This window comes from Limnohabitans rimovensis (SeqCode), from assembly GCF_965234775.1.
GTDB lineage: Bacteria > Pseudomonadota > Gammaproteobacteria > Burkholderiales > Burkholderiaceae_C > Limnohabitans > Limnohabitans rimovensis.
Genome location: NZ_OZ248562.1, coordinates 1 through 16659, shown reverse-complemented (window position 1 = coordinate 16659; position 16659 = coordinate 1). Strand labels below are relative to the sequence as shown.

At 59.7% G+C, this 16659-nt stretch carries 15 protein-coding genes; 10 read left to right on the top strand and 5 right to left on the bottom strand.

Annotated elements, in window-relative coordinates; translation table 11 throughout:
• Positions 1 to 49 precede the first annotated feature (49 nt).
• Positions 50 to 616: a YjbF family lipoprotein gene (locus tag AC8GFZ_RS00075; RefSeq protein ID WP_506641103.1), complete on the bottom strand. Its 567-nt coding sequence runs from the start codon at positions 614 to 616 to the stop codon at positions 50 to 52.
• A gap of 190 nt (positions 617 to 806) precedes the next feature.
• A complete protein-coding gene (locus AC8GFZ_RS00070) occupies positions 807 to 1205 on the bottom strand; it encodes a hypothetical protein (protein WP_506641101.1) in 399 nt (132 codons plus the stop codon).
• A 429-nt stretch (positions 1206 to 1634) separates the two neighbouring features.
• Here AC8GFZ_RS00070 and rfaH point away from each other — a divergent pair, with 429 nt between their 5' ends.
• The 6 genes from rfaH (at position 1635) to AC8GFZ_RS00040 (ending at position 8065) form a co-directional block, all read left to right on the top strand.
• A complete protein-coding gene (rfaH, locus tag AC8GFZ_RS00065; protein WP_506641099.1) occupies positions 1635 to 2120 on the top strand; it encodes a transcription/translation regulatory transformer protein RfaH in 486 nt (161 codons plus the stop codon).
• 10 nt (positions 2121 to 2130) lie between these two features.
• Entirely contained in the window at positions 2131 to 2898 is a 768-nt protein-coding gene (gene uppS, locus AC8GFZ_RS00060) for a polyprenyl diphosphate synthase (RefSeq protein ID WP_506644179.1), read from the top strand.
• A 41-nt stretch (positions 2899 to 2939) separates the two neighbouring features.
• The gene (locus AC8GFZ_RS00055; protein WP_506641097.1) at positions 2940 to 5534 is read left to right on the top strand and encodes a polysaccharide biosynthesis/export family protein; all 2595 of its coding nucleotides are present in this window, start codon (positions 2940 to 2942) and stop codon (positions 5532 to 5534) included.
• 10 nt (positions 5535 to 5544) lie between these two features.
• Complete coding sequence (locus AC8GFZ_RS00050; RefSeq protein ID WP_506641095.1) at positions 5545 to 6741, top strand: Wzz/FepE/Etk N-terminal domain-containing protein; 1197 nt, start codon at positions 5545 to 5547, stop codon at positions 6739 to 6741.
• A 76-nt stretch (positions 6742 to 6817) separates the two neighbouring features.
• Positions 6818 to 7384, top strand: coding sequence for a phasin family protein (locus tag AC8GFZ_RS00045; protein WP_506641093.1), 567 nt, complete (start codon positions 6818 to 6820; stop codon positions 7382 to 7384).
• 24 nt (positions 7385 to 7408) lie between these two features.
• Positions 7409 to 8065, top strand: a complete 657-nt coding sequence (locus tag AC8GFZ_RS00040) for a TetR/AcrR family transcriptional regulator (RefSeq protein WP_506641091.1) — start codon at positions 7409 to 7411, stop codon at positions 8063 to 8065.
• Positions 8066 to 8480: 415 nt separating this feature from the next.
• Here the strand turns inward: AC8GFZ_RS00040 and AC8GFZ_RS00035 are convergent, their stop codons facing one another.
• The 3 genes from AC8GFZ_RS00035 to AC8GFZ_RS00025 all read right to left on the bottom strand — a co-directional run bounded on the left by AC8GFZ_RS00035 (position 8481) and on the right by AC8GFZ_RS00025 (position 11391).
• The gene (locus tag AC8GFZ_RS00035) at positions 8481 to 9581 is read right to left on the bottom strand and encodes a M14 family metallopeptidase (RefSeq protein WP_506641089.1); all 1101 of its coding nucleotides are present in this window, start codon (positions 9579 to 9581) and stop codon (positions 8481 to 8483) included.
• Positions 9578 to 10771, bottom strand: coding sequence for a M20 aminoacylase family protein (locus AC8GFZ_RS00030; RefSeq protein ID WP_506641087.1), 1194 nt, complete (start codon positions 10769 to 10771; stop codon positions 9578 to 9580). Before AC8GFZ_RS00030 ends, AC8GFZ_RS00035 begins: the two co-directional genes overlap by 4 nt.
• A gap of 92 nt (positions 10772 to 10863) precedes the next feature.
• On the bottom strand, positions 10864 to 11391 hold the full coding sequence (locus AC8GFZ_RS00025) for a hypothetical protein (RefSeq protein WP_506641085.1): 528 nt from the start codon (positions 11389 to 11391) through the stop codon (positions 10864 to 10866).
• A 145-nt stretch (positions 11392 to 11536) separates the two neighbouring features.
• Between AC8GFZ_RS00025 and AC8GFZ_RS00020 the strand changes: the two genes are divergently transcribed.
• The 4 genes from AC8GFZ_RS00020 (at position 11537) to AC8GFZ_RS00005 (ending at position 16385) form a co-directional block, all read left to right on the top strand.
• Positions 11537 to 12340: a type III pantothenate kinase gene (locus AC8GFZ_RS00020; RefSeq protein ID WP_506641083.1), complete on the top strand. Its 804-nt coding sequence runs from the start codon at positions 11537 to 11539 to the stop codon at positions 12338 to 12340.
• A gap of 105 nt (positions 12341 to 12445) precedes the next feature.
• Complete coding sequence (locus tag AC8GFZ_RS00015; RefSeq protein WP_506641081.1) at positions 12446 to 13567, top strand: TRAP transporter substrate-binding protein; 1122 nt, start codon at positions 12446 to 12448, stop codon at positions 13565 to 13567.
• A gap of 71 nt (positions 13568 to 13638) precedes the next feature.
• Positions 13639 to 14298: a TRAP transporter small permease subunit gene (locus tag AC8GFZ_RS00010; protein WP_506641079.1), complete on the top strand. Its 660-nt coding sequence runs from the start codon at positions 13639 to 13641 to the stop codon at positions 14296 to 14298.
• Positions 14295 to 16385: a TRAP transporter large permease subunit gene (locus AC8GFZ_RS00005; RefSeq protein WP_506641077.1), complete on the top strand. Its 2091-nt coding sequence runs from the start codon at positions 14295 to 14297 to the stop codon at positions 16383 to 16385. The genes AC8GFZ_RS00010 and AC8GFZ_RS00005 overlap by 4 nt, the downstream gene beginning before the upstream one ends.
• The last annotated feature ends 274 nt before the right edge of the window (positions 16386 to 16659 follow it).

Sequence of the window (16659 nt, the reverse complement as noted above, 5' to 3'; positions counted from 1 at the left end):
TGGCTTGCGCAGCCAAATGCCACACCATCCAAGACCTCACTTTCAGGCTTCATTGAACCAAACCCAAGTGTTTGAACTTGAAGCAAACGTTGGGTGAAAGACATTGCTCGCTGTACACCACTCGCCCTTGATGCACAGCGAAGTGTTGTTTGTAAACCCAGTCTCCACCCAATGGCTGCGGGCTGCGCACGTGATCAACGAACCACTGCGTGCCACCGGCCTGCGCAGGTGCGCCAAACGGGGCTGAGCCCACCTGCGTTTCAATGCGGTCTGTTTGCCCGAAACGATAACCGGGCATGACATCGATCTCCCTCTGCCAAGTCACCGGTACCTGGGAGGCTGCAAGTGACGCCCAGATGGGGGGTGAACTTTGCTGTCGGCGCCACTCCACAGTCAAGCCAAGTGCCGTATAAATACGACCGTTCACCATATGGATCATTTCGCGTTGGCCGCTGTACCAGTGCTCGTGCACCATCACATCACCAGCGCCGATCACCTCTTGCCGAGCGCCCAAGGCCATCGCGGTTTTTCTGCCGTCAATTTCAATCAACAAATACTCATAGCCTTTGGCCACCATCAAAGCTGGCTCTTTGCCAGGCAGAAAAGTGGTGAGCATGTCCATGGTCGGGTTGACGCCCAAGCAACCCGAAAGCAAGCACGCGCCCCAAAGCCCTCCAATGGCACGCAGCCAAAACCGGAAGTCACGCATTGAGGGTAAAAGCTTCACTCGCTGGAGTTAACTTAAGAAGAAAATGAGGGCACAAAAAAACGCCCCACGCGGGGGCGTTTGGTCCCAATGCTAAAAATCAGCAGTTGGCGATACAAGTTGTCGTGTAAATGGTGGTCGTGCCAGACAAAGTGGAAGTGGTCGAGTAGATGGGGTCGGCCTTTTTAGCCACCGCTGCAGCCACCACAGCCGCCGCAGCCACACCAGCTGCCACCAAACCAACCGTGGCTGCGGTTGCTGCTGCTGCACCAGCCGCAGCTGCTGCACCACCCGCTGCGGCAGCACCGCCTGCTGCTGCACCACCGGCTGCAGCGCCACCGCCAGCAGCTGCACCGCCACCGGCCGCGCCACCAGCACCGCCACCTGCGGCACCGCTCCCAGCGCCTGTGCCGCCGCCCTGAGCTTGGCTATGGCCTGTCAAAGGCATGATGGCCAGAGCAGCCGACAAGATAACTGATGCGATAGATGCGGTTTTCATGTGATTTCCCGATGAAGTGAGGTTGTGAAAATTGGATGCCACTCGCTCGTTGAACCGAAAATGAATGGCGTTGAAGTGGAGTGAATGTACCAAATTAATTGAACTCGGACAACACAGCATGGGTGACCGATGACTTTTTTAGGCTGCCGCTCCAAAAGCCCACGCTGAAAATCGGCCTACAACCACGTATATTTATCATAAAGTATTCAATTTGAATTTTTATCCCCGTCTGATTTGCAATTTTTATTGATTTGGCATGCTCATGGATGCGAAAACGCTGGCTTAAACCCCACAGTTCAATGGGTCTCAGCGCTTTGAACTGTGGGGTAAATCCAACGCCCAATGGCTTGGCGCGGGGTCCTGGCCATGCGTTTGGGGGTGATGGGTGATTTCATTACAATCAGCCAACCAAATCCAAGGGTTTCCATCATGCAATGGTTTGTCGTTCACACCAAGCCCCGCCAAGAGCAGCGCGCTTTGGAGAATTTACAGCGCCAGGGCTTTGCGGCCTGGTTGCCCATGCTGTCGGTGGAAAAGTTTCGCCGCGGGCGGCTGGAAAAAGTGATTGAACCCATGTTCAGCCGCTATTTGTTCATTCAGCTCGACAAGGTGACCAGCAATTGGTCGCCCATCCGCTCCACCATGGGTGTGAGCAAATTGGTCACTTTTGGCAACCTGCCGGCCGCCGTACCGCCTGAAATTGTCGACGCCTTGCGCAACGCCCCCACGCCCGATGTGCCCCGCTTTTTTTCCAGTGGAGACGCCGTGCGCTTTGTGGATGGGCCCTTGCATGGTCTGGAAGGCTTGTTCCAGGCGCCCGACGGCGAAGCCCGCGCCATGATTTTCATCAACCTGCTGAGCCGCCCCCAGGTGGTCAGCGTTGAATTGAACCAACTTGCACCCGCCCGCCGTTGAACCGGGTGCCATGGGGCCACGCCATATTGCCATCATCATGGATGGCAATGGCCGATGGGCCAAAAACCGCCACCTGCCACGCACCTTGGGCCACGTCAAAGGGGCCAAGGTGGTGCGGCCTTTGGTCAAGGCGTGTACCGAACGGGGCATCACCCACCTGACTTTGTTTGCCTTCAGCACCGAAAACTGGCGCCGCCCGCCCGAAGAGGTGAGCACCTTGATGGGCTTGTTTGGGCAATACCTCGAAAAAGAGGTGAGTGACATGCAAAAGCAAGGGGTGCGCTTTCGCTTGATTGGTGACCGCAGCGCCTTTGCCCAAGGCTTGCAAGACCTGATTGCCCATGCCGAGTTGAGCACTGCGCACAACCAAGGCATCCACCTGACGGTGGCCGCCAATTACGGCGGTCAATGGGATATTTTGAACGCCACCCGCGAATGGCAGCGTGCCAACCCGCTCAAGGGCTTGGAGTTGCTCGATGCCCCTGGCCTCGCCCCGCACCTCTGCATGGCCGGTGCACCCGACCCAGACTTGCTCATCCGCACCGGCGGTGAGTCGCGCATCAGCAATTTTTTGCTCTGGCAATGCGCCTACACCGAGCTGTATTTCACCGACGCCTTGTGGCCCGACTTCAACGCCGCCATGCTCGACGATGCGCTGGCCTGGTATCAAAAACGGGTGCGCCGCTTTGGCCGCACCGACGAGCAGGTCTTGGACGACAAGGGCCCCAGCGCCAAGCCGTCCACTCACAATGCGAATGCCGCAAAAGCCCCGCGCTGACGCGCCACGGGCCCTGTTGGCCCGATCTTTAAAATGAACCCATGAACATCTTTACCCTGCCTAACCCCTTCCGCCGCCTGCCTTTGGCTTTGTTGTTAGCGGCTGTGGCCATGGCCGCATCAGCACAGTCGGGTTTCAGCGGAGGGGGCAACAACCCAGCCATGGGCGGCGGCGCGACAGGTGGATTTGGGTCTGGTGGCTCTGGTGGCTCAAGCATGGGCACCATGCCCACATCCCCATTCTTGAGCAATGGTCAGTCTCAGCCCTCAGGCTTGGTCAGGCCCATGACCCCTGAACTTGGCCAGGGCACTGCCTACACCCTGCGCACGCCATTGCCCCCCCTTCAAAAAACCGAATTCCAGTCTTTTGTCGAAGACTCCAGCGGGCAGCGCCTGCCCCTGTTTGGCTACAACCTGTTTGACAGTGGCGTCTACACGCCGGTGCAAAGCGTGCCCGTGCCGGGCGACTATGTGTTGGGCGTGGGCGACGAGGTGCAGTTGCGCGTATGGGGCAGCATTGACGCCGATCTGCGCTTGGTGGTCGATCGCAATGGGCAGGTGAGCATTCCCAAAGCGGGCACCTTCACCTTGAGCGGCATCAAAGCCTCTGAGTTGAACAACGTGCTGCGCGCGCACATGAGCCGTTACTACAACAACTTCCAGCTGACCGCTTCATTGGGTCAGTTGCGCAGCTTGCCGATTTTTGTGGTGGGCCAAGCGCGCAAACCGGGCGCTTACACCTTGTCCAGCCTGTCCACCTTGATCAGCGCCTTGTTTGAAAGCGGCGGTCCCGCCGCCACCGGCAGTTTGCGCAATATTCAGCTCATCCGGGACAACAAAACCGTGGCCCGCTTGGACTTGTACAAGTTCATCACCGAGGGCAACACCAGCGCAGACCAACGCCTGCTGCCCGGCGACGTGATCTTGATTCCGCCCGCCGGACCTCGGGTGGCCTTGCTGGGCCCGCTGGACAACCCAGCCATTTTTGAGCTGGCCCCTGGGGGTGAAGCTTTGGGCCGTTTGTTGGCCTACGCGGGCGGCACCAGCGCCATGACCAATACCAACAAGGTGGTGATTGAGCGACTGCAAACGGGCGTGGGCAACCAAGCGCCACGCACCGTTGAAGAAAAAACCATGGACGCCAATGGCTTGCAAAGCACCTTGCGCGACGGCGATGTGGTCACCTTGCTCAAGCTGCGCAGCGAATTTGACAATGCGGTGACCTTGCGCGGCTCGGTCGCGCAGCCCTTGCGCCACGCCTTCAAGCCAGGCATGCGGATCAGCGACCTCATCCCAGACCGGCAGGCCCTGATTGACCCGGTTTATTACCGGCGCAAGAACGCCTTGGTCCAGTATGAGCGTGCACGCCCGTGGGGCCGCGACCAAGACGAAAGCAACAGAAATCAGTTCGTGGGTCGATCTCAGGACTCGAGAAACACCGACAACAACCGCGGCACAGACCCCCGCACCGGCTTAGACCCCAGACCCAACAGTGAAGAGCGCGGGAACGATTTCCGTGGCAATGGCGACAACCGCTTTGCCCCCCTGGATCCGCGCATGGGCAATCAAGCGCAAAACGAATTTCGCCCCAACACCGAGCGCGGCCGTGGCGCCGACAACAACCGCTGGAGCGACGAGCCAACGGCACCTTTGACCCAGGTCAAAAACCTGTTCAACGAAATCAACTGGGATTACGCCGTCATTGAGCGCTTGGAGCCCCAGGCCCTCAAGCCCACGGTGATCGCCTTTAATTTGCAAAAAGCCGTGATCGAGCGCGACCCTGGGGCCAACATCGAGCTCAAAGCGGGCGATGTGGTGACCGTTTTCAACGTCAAAGACATCCCCGTGCCCGCCAACCGCCGCTCACTGTTTGTGCGCATTGGGGGCGAGGTCAATGCGCCTGGCTTGTACCAAATTCAAGCCGGCGAGACCTTGTCACAACTGCTGCGCCGCGCTGGCGGCGTCACATCCAATGCCTATATTTACGGCACGGTGTTTGCGCGCGAGACCACGCGCAAGCAGCAGCAAAGCAACCTCAACCAGGCCGTGCGCCGGTTTGAGGCGGAAATGTCAGGTCAATCTGCCGCCCTGTTGCAAAACAGCCAAGACACCGACAAAGCTGCACTGATGGCCCAAACCCAAGCCGCGCAACGGCAAATGCTGGCCAAGTTGCAAACCCTGGAGGCGAGCGGGCGCATTTCTTTGGAAATTGACCCTGTCAAACCTGCCCTGCCTGACCTGCCACTGGAAGACGGTGACCAAATCACCATTCCCGAGCGCTCGGGTTTTGTCAGTGTGTTCGGTGCCGTGTTGTCCGAATCGAGCTTTTTGCAGCGCAATACCTCCAGCGTGCGCGACTACTTGTTGCGCGCCGGTTTGACGCGTGATGCCGATGAAAGTGCCGTCATGGTGCTGCGCGCCGATGGGTCCGTGGAAAGCGATGCAGGCCGTTGGTTGTCCAACTTGACCGGCGGCGTCAAGGCCAAACCCTTGTACCCGGGTGACGCGATTTTTGTGCCTGAAAAACTGGACCGCCGCACCGGCTACGTGCAGTTCATGACCGCCGCCAAAGACTGGACGCAACTCATCTACCAGATGGGCATTGGTGCCGCCGCCATCAAAACCCTTCGCCAGTGAGGTCTCGCACATGAACGACCACACCCAACCCAGCGCCATGCCCATGGGCGACGAAGACGAAATCAGCTTGCTCGACCTGGCCACCGCCTTGGGCGAAGAAAAAGCCACCCTGTTTGCCATTCCCTTGATCACCACCCTGGTGGCCGTGGTGGTGAGCTTGCTCATGACCCCCATCTTCACCGCCAAAACCGTGGTCATGCCACCCCAACAGCAGCAAAGTGGCGCTGCTGCCGCATTGGCCAGCATGGGCGGTTTGGCCGGTCTGGCTGGTTTGGGCGGTGGCGGTGGACTCAAAAGCCCAGACGAAATGTATGTGGCTTTTTTGGGCAGCGAGGGCATGCAAAACCGCATCATCGCCGAGCTCAAACTGCAAGAGCGCTATGAGGCCAAAACCCTGACCGATGCCCGTGCCGCCTTGAAAGGGCAGGTGCGCTTTGCCAGCGACAAAAAATCTGGCCTGCTCAGCATCGAAGCCGATGACAAAGACCCCGCTTTTGCCGCCGAGCTGGCCAACCGCCATGTGGTGGAGTTACGTGCCATGCTGGGGCGTTTGGCGGTGACCGAGGCGCAGCAAAGGCGGGTTTTTTACGAACAACAAATTCAACAAACCCAGGACAAGCTGGCTTTGGCCGAAGTGGCTTTTCGCGCCGCCAAAGAAAAGTCGGGCATGCAGGTCACTTCCGTTTTGGCCGAAACCGGTGTGCGCGCCAGCGCAGAGTTGCGGGGACAAATTGCCTCCCGCGAGGTGCAGTTACAAGCCATGAGCCGTTTCGCCACGGCGCAAAACCCTGAGACCCAGCGCATCGCCAGCGAGTTGGCGGCTTTGCGATCCCAATTGAACAAAACCGAACAAGGCTCTGGCGAAAGCAAGGCTGCAGCCAGCCCCTTGCACCAAGAGGCCGTGAAATCCTTTCGGGACGTGAAGGTGCAAGAGGCCATGCTCGAGGTGTTGATCCGCCAATACGAATTGGCCCGGGTTGACGAGGCCAAAGAGGGTCCGCTGATTCAGCAAGTCGATGTGGCCATGCCAGCTGAGCGCAAATCCAAACCCAAACGTGCCGTCATCGTGCTGGTAGCGGCATTTGCCGGTTTGTTCCTGGGCGTGCTGGTGGCCTTTGTGCGCCGCGCCCTGCGCAAAGCCCAAAGTGACCCAGCCTCGGCCGGTCAATGGCTGGCCCTGAAAAAAGCCTGGTCGCTGCGCGGTTGATTTCGCGTTCGTGCGGCGTCCCGTTGCCGCACAGCAACTGGGCTACAGTCCGGCCATGCCTTGAATGGAGAAAAACATGGCCCGCACACCCAGCCCCGACGCCTCTGACAACGCCGCCTTGAAGGACCACATCCGCGACTCGGCCAACCACATCTGGCTCGCTGGTCTGGGTGCCTTTGCCAAAGCCCAGCAAGAGGGCGGCAAGGTGTTTGAGTCGCTGATCAAAGACGGCATGCACATGCAGCAGCAAACCCAGCAAGTGGCGGAAGAAAAAATCGCCCAGGCCACCCACACCATGAGCAACTTGGCCAGTCAATTCACCGAACGCGCCGGTGGCTCTTGGGACCGCTTGGAAACCTTGTTCGAGCAACGCGTGGCCAAAGCCATGCACCGCCTGGGCTGGCCTTCGGCCGACGATGTCGCGGCCCTGCATGCACGCATCACCACCCTGGAACAAGCCTTGGCCAACACCAAGCCCGCCAAAACGGCGGCCCCGGCCAAACGCCAAGCCGCCAAGCCGCCGACAGCCAAGCGCCAGGTCACCCAAAGGGCTGCGACCAAAGGCCCCGTAGTCAAAACCGCCAAGCCCGCCGCCACCAAAACGCGCGCGGCCAGCCGCAACACACGCAGCCCAAAACGCTGAAGCCCTGTCGAGACGGGCCTGGCCATGGTCAAAAAAGCGCCCCGGCGCACCGCTCAGCGCATCACCGAGACCAGCCTCTCGCTGTTCAACCGCTTTGGCGAGCCCAATGTCTCCACCAACCTGATTTCTTCTGAACTGCGCATCAGCCCGGGCAACCTGTACTACCACTTCCCGGCCAAAGACGAGTTGGTCAATGCCTTGTTTGACCAGTACCTGGCGCAACTCAACCCCTTGCTCGAAGCCGCTGGCGATGTGCGCGATGTGGAAGACGCATGGTTTTTCATCCACTCCTTGTTTGAGCGTTTGTGGGAACACCGGTTTTTGTACCGCGACCTCAACGACTTGCTCAGCCGCAACCGGCGCTTGGAAACCGAGGTCAAAGACTTGCTGGCGCGCAAACAACTCGCCTTTGCGCAACTGATTGCCGGCTTGCACCACCAAGGCGCTTTGCAACTCGAAGGCGCCGAGCGCGAAGCGGTGGCCACGCACATGGTGGTCTTGCTCACGTGGTGGCTCAGCTATGAGTACGTGCGCAACCCGCGCCATGCCTTGGAAGAAGACAGCGCGGCCCAAGCGCTGATAGGTGGCGCCCAACATGTGCTGCGTTTGTTGTCGCCACACTTGGTCGCAGGCTCTCGCGAGCACCTGCAAACCTTGCTGGCGCACTACATCCCTTCTTAGCACCTCGCGGCGCCCCTCTTTGCAGCTCCGATGGTGGATGCGTGGGTTTTGAACTCCCCCTCATAAACCGCCATCTCGGGATATGCAGGCCTCCTCCAGTCGCTTCGCTCCGATGTCGTCGGCCCGCACACCCACTCGTGTCGGTTTCCATGGGATGTGGGTTTGCAAGTGGTTGGCGAGCACCGGTTTCTGTGATTCACCAAAGGTGTGGGAATTTCCCTTTGCGAACGGATCTCTTGTTCGCAGCACCGATGGTGGGTGCGCCGTCCCGACAACATCGGAGCGAAGCGACTGGCGGAGGGCAGCGTACCCGCCAGCGGGGCGGGATCAGCAAGCATGGGCGCCAAAGAAATTGGAATCTGACCCCCATTAACCCAGCACAAAACAGACTCTGCACAGGCCAAGCCAGCAAAACTCAAGCCCTGGCCAAACCCTCGATGCCTTGGGCCAAGGCCTGCCGCGCTTGCGCCAATATTTGCAGCTTCCAGACATCGGTCTCGGTGTAAAAAACGCGGCGCAGTTCACGGCGAATGTGCTGGGCCTGCTCGGCGCTGGCCTCGGGGTGCAAGGCCAGCCAATGATCGGCACGCAAAGCGAACAGGGTTTCGGTCCAGGGCACCGTGCCATATTCCAGAGCGATGCCGGTGTATTGGGCCTGTGGGCATTCGTCCTCCACGGCAGACCACATCAAGCCGGTCAAGCGCGCTGAGGTGGATGAACCGTCGTAAATCGATGTGATGGGCGTCGCCTCGCTGCCCCACCAAGTGCGGGTGCGCACCAGAGCGGCGGCATCGTCTTTGCACGCAAAAATGCGCTCGCCCACACCCGATGGGCCCAGGCCGGTGTGCAAGTCGATCCAACCCACATGGCGCGCATGGCCCGCGTGTTCACGCAACACCTGGCGCAAGGTGGTGTGGCTCCAGGTGGGTTCGCGGCCACTGAAGAACAAGCCCTCAGGGTGGCTGTGCTGCCCACCGGATACCGCTTGCTGGAAAGCCGCTTTGCCGTGCTGCTCCACCCAGTTTTGCAAAGCCGCCTCGTTCTCGGGCGTGGGCGGCCACGATGGGGGAATCAATAAATCATGGATCTGGGCATAGCCGGGGTTGTCGGGCAGGGCTTGGTCAAAGCGATGGAAGTTGCGGTTGAGGTCGACGTTTTCTTGGGTGGTGCGCCGCCCATGCGAAAAGCCATAGGGGTTGAGGGCATGCACCCACAGCACGGCTACATCAGCCGGCCACGGTGTGGGCCGCCAATCGGCTCGGCGCAAGGCATCGACTTGCACGCCCGATCCGCAATGGCCCTCGACCCCGTGGCAAGCACTGCTGACAATCAGCACCCGGCTGGCGCGGGCTGGGCCGTCCCACACCACGTCCATGGCCATGGCTTCGCCATCGCGCCCGGGCAAAGGGTGGGGCCGGGTGTCCACCGCCAAACCCCGTTGATGGGCGGCTTGTAAAAATAATTCTCGGGCTTGCGCGTAGCTGGTTGCAAACGCCTGCTCGGGGGGCGCACTCATGGCTTGGCAGCGAACCAGGCCTCAACCAGCTGCACCCAGTAAGACCCACCCAGCGGGATCAAGTCGTCATTGAAGTCGTAGCTGGGGTTGTGCAAGGTGCACGGGCCGCCGCCGTGGCCCATCTCGCGGTGGGTGCCGTCGCCGTTGCCAATGAAAAAATAGCAACCCGGCTTGGCTTGCAGCATATAAGAGAAGTCTTCGGCGCCCATGGTGGGCTCTTGAGCCAGCACGTTTTCGGCACCCACCATGTCAGCCATGACTTGGCGTGCAAACGCCGCCTCGGCCGCATGGTTCACTGTAGGTGGGTAGTTGCGGTGGAAAGAAAACTCACACACCGCGTCGTGCGCGGCGCACACGTGCTCGGCCACTTGGCGCATGCGCCGCTCAATCATGTCCAGCACCTCGATGGTGAAGGTGCGCACCGTGCCTTGCAGCTCACACGCATCGGGCACCACATTGGTGGCCTCTCCGGCGTGGATCATGGTGACCGAGATCACCCCCGCATCCACCGGCTTTTTGTTGCGGCTGATGATGGTTTGAAACGCCTGCACCATTTGGCACGCCACGGGCACCGGGTCGATGCCGTTGTGCGGCAAGGCCGCATGGCTGCCTTTGCCACGGATGGTGATCTTGAACTCATTGCTCGACGCCATCACCGGCCCCGCGCTCACCGCAAATTGGCCCGCTTTCATGCCCGGCCAGTTGTGCATGCCAAACACCGCGTCCATGGGGAATTTATCGAACAAGCCGTCCTTGATCATTTCGCGCGCGCCACCGCCGCCCTCTTCGGCCGGCTGGAAAATCAGGTACACCGTGCCGTCAAAGTGGCGGTGTTGCGCCAGGTGCTGAGCGGCAGCGAGCAGCATGGTGGTGTGTCCGTCATGGCCGCAGGCGTGCATTTTTCCGGCGTGCTGGCTGGCATGGGCAAAGGTGTTGAACTCTTGCATGGGCAAGGCGTCCATGTCGGCGCGCAAGCCAATGGCGCGCAGGCTGTCGCCGCCTTTGATGATGCCCACCACGCCGGTGGTGCCCATGCCCCGGTGGATGGGAATGCCCCAGGCCGTGAGCTGCTGGGCCACCACATCGGCGGTGCGCTGCTCTTGAAAACACAATTCAGGGTGGGCGTGGATGTCGCGGCGCACGGCGGCCAGGCTGTGGGCTTGGGCCAGGATTTCTTCAATGACTTTCATACAGGGCTCTCATCTGCGGCTTGGGGTTGGTCAGTCTATCGAATTGGCGCAGCTTTGACAGCCCCGGGGTTATGCCCATGCCGAACCCGCCATCAATGCAGCACGGTGGTGCCCGGCTGGGGCTCGGAGGCGGCCGAATCGGCGTCGGCCACGGCACTGGCCGGCCCCAGGCCCCATTGGGCGCGGTCTTGGATGGTGGCCAGCAGCATGCGGAACTTGGCGAACAAATCGTCATCCAAGGTGAGCTGCATTTGGTGCCCACCGGCCAAGGTCCAATCAATGGCATAGCCCGATTTGCCATCCTTCGTCTCCACCTTCATCTCCACCTTGAGCGCCAGCAAGGGCGCTTCGCCCAAAGGGGTTTGGGCTGCCGGCTTGTATTCGCTGAAGCGCGCCTGCTGCTCCACGCTTTGCTGCTTGAACTGGGCAATGGCTTGGGCCTGGGGCAAGGCATGCTGGGCGGCATGGGCCAAGACACTGGCCTGCGCGCCCACCGCTAGCAATTGGCGCACCGTGGCGCGGGTCAACCACAGCCGAAATTCCTGGCCATCGTGGGTGTTGAAGCGAAACAACACCCGGTCCTCTTCGGCGACGTAGGTGACATTGAGCTGGGTGATCACGGTTCGGGGCTAGGGAAGTTGAACAAAATGGGAAATGGCAGCATCGCAATGCTTGGCTTTGAAAGCTTGGTCTGCGTCTAAAAACAGTTTGATGGGACAAGCATCGCATGAAATTGAAGATAATGCGCCCCCGAGGTCCAAAATTATGACTTTTTTAGCACTTGATGTGGGCAACACCCGGTTGAAATGGGCGCGCTATGACCAAGCGCGCCCCGGCGCCAAATTGTTGGGCCATGGCGCGGTGTTTCTGGAAAACATCGACCACCTGGCCGAAGGCGACTGGAAAGCATGGCCCGCACCGACCCATATGCTGGGCTGCATCGTCGCTGGCGAAGCGATTCGCCGCCGCGTCGAAGAGCAAATGGAGTGGTGGGATGTGCCCGCCCGCTGGGTCGTGCCCTCGGCCCAAGAGGCGGGCTTGACCAATGGTTACGACCACCCCACCCGATTGGGCGCCGACCGCTGGGTGGCCATGATCGGCGCCTTGGCGCGGATGAAAAGCCAAGTGGGCACCAACCCAGCCAAGCCAATGGTGGTGGTCATGGTCGGCACCGCCGTGACCGTCGAGGCGGTGGACGCACAGGGGCGGTTTTTGGGGGGCCTCATCCTGCCCGGCCACGGCATCATGCTGCGCGCCTTGGAGTCGGGCACCGCCGGCTTGCGCGTGCCCACCGGCGAGGTGCAGCCCTTTCCGACCAACACCAGCGACGCGTTGACCAGTGGCGGCACCTTTGCGATTGCCGGCGCGATCGAACGCATGGTTCAGCATGTTCGCGCGCACTGCCAAGCCGATCCGGTGTGCTACATGACAGGCGGTGCAGGCTGGAAGATGGCGCCCAGCATGTCGGTCCCCTTTGAATTGGTCGACAGCCTGCTGTTTGACGGCTTGCTCGAAATTGCCTTGCAGCGTGGATTGTCCCAACTGGCCCCCGCACAGCCCCTGACCTGAGCGCGCCACGCACGGCGTCCATGGGTATAAACCCTCTAGCCATGGCGCGCAAAACGACAAAAATACGCTGTTGTTTCTTTGATACTGTCCACACTGGAGAATTGAATGTCCGAACAAAAATCCCCCCGCCGCCGCAACCTGCTCAAAGGCGCTGCCGTTGCCGCAGGCGCCATGTCGGCCCCCATGGTGTCCATGGCCCAAACCACCTCGCTGCGCTTCCAAAGCACTTGGCCCGCCAAAGACATTTTTCACGAATACGCCAATGACTTTGCCAAAAAAGTCAATGACATGGCCGGTAACCGCCTGAAAATTGAAGTGCTGCCCGCTGGCGCTGTGGTGCCCGCGTTCCAATTGTTGGACGCCGTCAACAAAGGCACCCTGGACGGCGGCCACGGTGTGCTGGCCTACCACTACGGCAAAAGCTCGGCCCTGGCCCTGTGGGGTTCAGGCCCCGCCTTCGGCATGGACCCCAACATGGTCCTGTCCTGGCACAACTACGGCGGCGGCAAGCAGCTGTTGGAAGAAATCTACAAATCCCTCAACATTGACGTTGTTTCCTACGTTTACGGCCCCATGCCCACCCAACCCCTGGGCTGGTTCAAAAAGCCAGTGGCCAAAGTGGGCGATCTGAAGGGCCTGAAGTACCGCACCGTGGGCTTGGCCGTGGATATCTTCACCGACCTGGGCATGGCTGTGAACCCCTTGCCCGGTGGCGAGATTGTTCCCGCCTTGGACCGTGGCCTGATCGACGCGGCCGAGTTCAACAACGCCTCGTCTGACCGCGTGCTGGGCTTCCCCGATGTGGTGAAAAACTGCATGCTGCAAAGCTTCCACCAAAGCGGCGAACAGTTTGAAATTCTGTTCAACAAAGGCAAGCTCGACGCACTGCCCGCAGAGCTCAAGTCGGTCATCGATTACGCGGTGCAAGCCTCATCGGCCGAAATGAGCTGGAAAGCCATCGACCGCAATTCCAAAGACTATGCCGAAATGAAAAAACAAGGCATCAAGTTCTACAAAACGCCAGACTCCATTTTGAAAGCCCAACTCGACTCTTGGGACAAAGTAGTTGCCAAGAAATCGGTCGAGAACCCCTATTTCAAGCGCGTGATGGACTCCCAACAGGCTTTCGCTGCACGCGCAGGCCAATGGCAAAACGACTACATGGTCGACTTCAAAATGGCGTACAACCGCTATTTCAACAAGCCGGCCCCCGCCAAGAAAGCTTAAACTATCTACCTTAAGCGTCCAACCCATCCGGGTTCGCCCGGATGGGTTTTTTATTTTCTGAATGTCTCCCCATGAACATGCAACAACTGCTGCACACGGCCGACAGCATCAGCACCTGGGTGGGCAAGGCTTTCGCCTGGCTCATCGTGGCGCTGATGCTCATGGTGGTCGTCGAAGTTTTCAAACGCTATATCCTCAACGCCCCCACCGCCTGGATTTTTGACGCCAGCAACATGATGTACGGCACCCTCTTCATGATGGGCGGCGCCTACACCTTGAGCCAAGACGGCCATGTGCGCGGCGACTTTTTCTACGGCAGCGCCCAACCCCGCACCCAAGCCTGGCTCGACCTGGTGCTGTATGTGCTGTTTTTCATCCCCGGGGTGATCGCCCTGACCTGGGCGGGTTGGTCCTATGCGGCCGACTCCTGGGCCATCCACGAGCACACCTTCAATGCCGACCCCCTGCCGCTGTACCCCTTCAAGTCGGTCATTCCTTTGGCTGGTTTTGTGGTGTTGATGCAAGGCATGTCCGAAATTTTGCGCTGCGTGGTGTGCATCCGCACCGGTGAATGGACACCCCGCCTAAAAGACGCCAACGAAATCGACGTGGTTGAGCAACAACTCGCTGGCAGCAGCTTGGTCGACCACGACGCGGCCATGCAAGCCATTGCCAACGCCAAAAACATTGAAGAGTCCGCCCACCAGCGCGCGAAAGGGGGCCAAGCATGAGTGATCCCGCACTCGGCCTTTTGATGCTCTCACTCATTGTGGTGGTGATCATGCTGGGCTTTCCCACCGCCTTCACCCTGATGGGCTTGGGCATGGTGTTTGGCTTTGGCGCCTTTTATGAACCCGGCGCCCCTTGGCTTGACAACAAAGTGTTTAACCTGATGGTCCAGCGCGCATTTGGCGCGATGACCAATGACACCTTGCTGTCCATCCCCTTGTTCGTGCTCATGGGCTATGTGATGGAGCGTGGCGCCTTGGTCGACAAAATGTTCCACAGCGTCCAGTTGGCGTTTCGCCGTTTGCCCGGTTCATTGGCCGTGGCCACCTTGGTGATTTGCACGTTTTGGGGCATTGCCAGTGGCTTGGTCGGCGCCGTGGTGGTGCTGATGGGCGTGATCGCCATGCGCCCCATGCTCAACGCCGGTTATGACACCCGCTTGGCGGCAGGCGTCATCACCGCTGGGGGCACCTTGGGGATTTTGATTCCCCCCTCGGTGATGATCATTGTCTATGCAGCCGTCGCTGGTCAATCGGTGGTCAAGCTGTATGCAGCGGCCATGTTCCCAGGCTTTTTCCTGGCGTTTTTGTATTTGGTTTATGTCATTGGTTGGGTGTTGATCGACCCCAAAGTGGCGCCCAAGCTGCCTGATGACCAAGTGCGCGCGCCTGTGCGCCCCTGGGTGCAACACGTGGCCACGCAATACGGCCCGCGCCACCTGTTTGCCTTGTTGCGCGCAGTGCTGTCTCCGGGCCGCATCAGCGGGCAGATTGAACAAGTGCGCGTGACCTGGGGCTTGCTGGTGCGCAGCCTGGCCATGAGCCTGGTTCCCTTGATGACCGCTTTGGTTTGCTTGGGTGCCGTGTGGTGGTATGTGGTCATCCACTCGCAAGCCGACAACGACGCTGCCGATGCCGCAGCCGCCGTGACCGCCATGGCCCCCGCAGCCAACGCAGAACGCAGTGACGTACAAGAACCCCCGGGCGCTTCCAGCAATGGCGTTCAAGAGCCTCCAGGCGCCCAAAGCAGCGGTGTGCAAGAACCTCCGGGTGCCCAACGCTTGGGCGTGCAAGAGCCCCCTGGATCTGGCGGCGTTCAAGAACCCCCCGGCGCCCAACGCATGGGCGTGCAAGAGCCACCGGGTGCAGGCGGGGGTGGCGTCCAAGAGCCCCCTGGCGCGCAAGGTGGGGTTCAGTTGCCACCTGGCGCAGAAAACGCGGTCCAACTGCCCCCCGGCGCCGAAGATGACAAGCCCGAGGCCGCCGAAGGTCCCATGCAAGCGCTGGGAGACGGCGACACGTCTGACGCACCACGCACCGAGCCCGTGCCCGAGAACTTTTACTTCGGCTTTTGGATCGCTTGCGCCCTGGCGCTGGCCCTGCTGAGCTATTACTACTGGCACTTCGATGCCGAGCAGTACGAGATCTTGGACATGCTGGTGCGCTCGGTCATGCCCCTGGGTATCTTGACCATGGTGGTGCTGGGCGTGATCTTGTTTGGCATCACCACCGCCACCGAGTCCGCCGCCGTGGGCGCGGCCGGGGCATTCGTGATGGCCTGGTCGGCCGGCACCCTGGACTTTGAAAAGATCAAACAAGCCGTCTTTTTAACCGCCAAAACCACCTCCATGGTGTGCTGGCTGTTTGTCGGCTCGGCCTTGTTCTCGGCCGTGTTTGCCATTTTGGGCGGTCAGCGCTTGGTCGAAGAATGGGTGATGGCGCTCAACCTGTCGCCCCTGCAGTTCTTGCTGTTGTCGCAAGCCATCATCTTTGTGCTGGGCTGGCCGCTGGAGTGGACCGAAATCATCGTCATCTTTGTGCCCATCTTCCTGCCCCTGCTGGCGCATTTCCAAATCGACCCCTTGCTGTGGGGCGTGATGGTTTTTGTCAATTTGCAAGCCGCCTTCTTGTCGCCGCCGGTGGCCATGTCGGCCTTCTACCTCAAGGGCGTGTCGCCACCGCATGTGACCATCAACCAGATTTTTGCCGGCATGATGCCCTACATGCTCATCGTGATCTTGTGCATGGTGCTGATGCACATCTGGCCCGAACTCACGCTGTGGCTGCCCAACTACCTGTACGGCAAGTAAGGGCCGGCTTTTTTAGAAAGTCATTCAAAAGCCCCGCTTGCGGGGCTTTTTTGTTTCCGCTAAAAGCAAACGACTTTACCGACAGCGAATGTAAATATTACAAATAAATTGATATTGGTGATTTTTTATTGAACGCAAACGTAATTATTTAGTCCGCCCTGAACAATTCATAAGCATATGAATTAATTGAAGATATGGTGTAAATCCTGTCGGCAAATTTGCAAGTTGTTGCGTTAATGGATGTAGATTTCTTGCAAATTTAGACGAGGTATTT

Bases quoted from the DNA above. Each gene is read 5' to 3' on its own strand.
- AC8GFZ_RS00020 (WP_506641083.1), top strand. From the start codon at position 11,537: ATGACTTTTTTAGCACTTGATGTGGGCAACACCCGGTTGAAATGGGCG.
- uppS (WP_506644179.1), top strand. From the start codon at position 2,131: ATGGGGCCACGCCATATTGCCATCATCATGGATGGCAATGGCCGATGG.
- rfaH (WP_506641099.1), top strand. From the start codon at position 1,635: ATGCAATGGTTTGTCGTTCACACCAAGCCCCGCCAAGAGCAGCGCGCT.
- AC8GFZ_RS00040 (WP_506641091.1), top strand. From the start codon at position 7,409: ATGGTCAAAAAAGCGCCCCGGCGCACCGCTCAGCGCATCACCGAGACC.
- AC8GFZ_RS00010 (WP_506641079.1), top strand. From the start codon at position 13,639: ATGAACATGCAACAACTGCTGCACACGGCCGACAGCATCAGCACCTGG.
- AC8GFZ_RS00075 (WP_506641103.1), bottom strand. From the start codon at position 616: ATGCTCACCACTTTTCTGCCTGGCAAAGAGCCAGCTTTGATGGTGGCC.
- AC8GFZ_RS00035 (WP_506641089.1), bottom strand. From the start codon at position 9,581: ATGAGTGCGCCCCCCGAGCAGGCGTTTGCAACCAGCTACGCGCAAGCC.
- AC8GFZ_RS00050 (WP_506641095.1), top strand. From the start codon at position 5,545: ATGAACGACCACACCCAACCCAGCGCCATGCCCATGGGCGACGAAGAC.
- AC8GFZ_RS00045 (WP_506641093.1), top strand. From the start codon at position 6,818: ATGGCCCGCACACCCAGCCCCGACGCCTCTGACAACGCCGCCTTGAAG.
- AC8GFZ_RS00070 (WP_506641101.1), bottom strand. From the start codon at position 1,205: ATGAAAACCGCATCTATCGCATCAGTTATCTTGTCGGCTGCTCTGGCC.
- AC8GFZ_RS00030 (WP_506641087.1), bottom strand. From the start codon at position 10,771: ATGAAAGTCATTGAAGAAATCCTGGCCCAAGCCCACAGCCTGGCCGCC.
- AC8GFZ_RS00055 (WP_506641097.1), top strand. From the start codon at position 2,940: ATGAACATCTTTACCCTGCCTAACCCCTTCCGCCGCCTGCCTTTGGCT.
- AC8GFZ_RS00005 (WP_506641077.1), top strand. From the start codon at position 14,295: ATGAGTGATCCCGCACTCGGCCTTTTGATGCTCTCACTCATTGTGGTG.
- AC8GFZ_RS00015 (WP_506641081.1), top strand. From the start codon at position 12,446: ATGTCCGAACAAAAATCCCCCCGCCGCCGCAACCTGCTCAAAGGCGCT.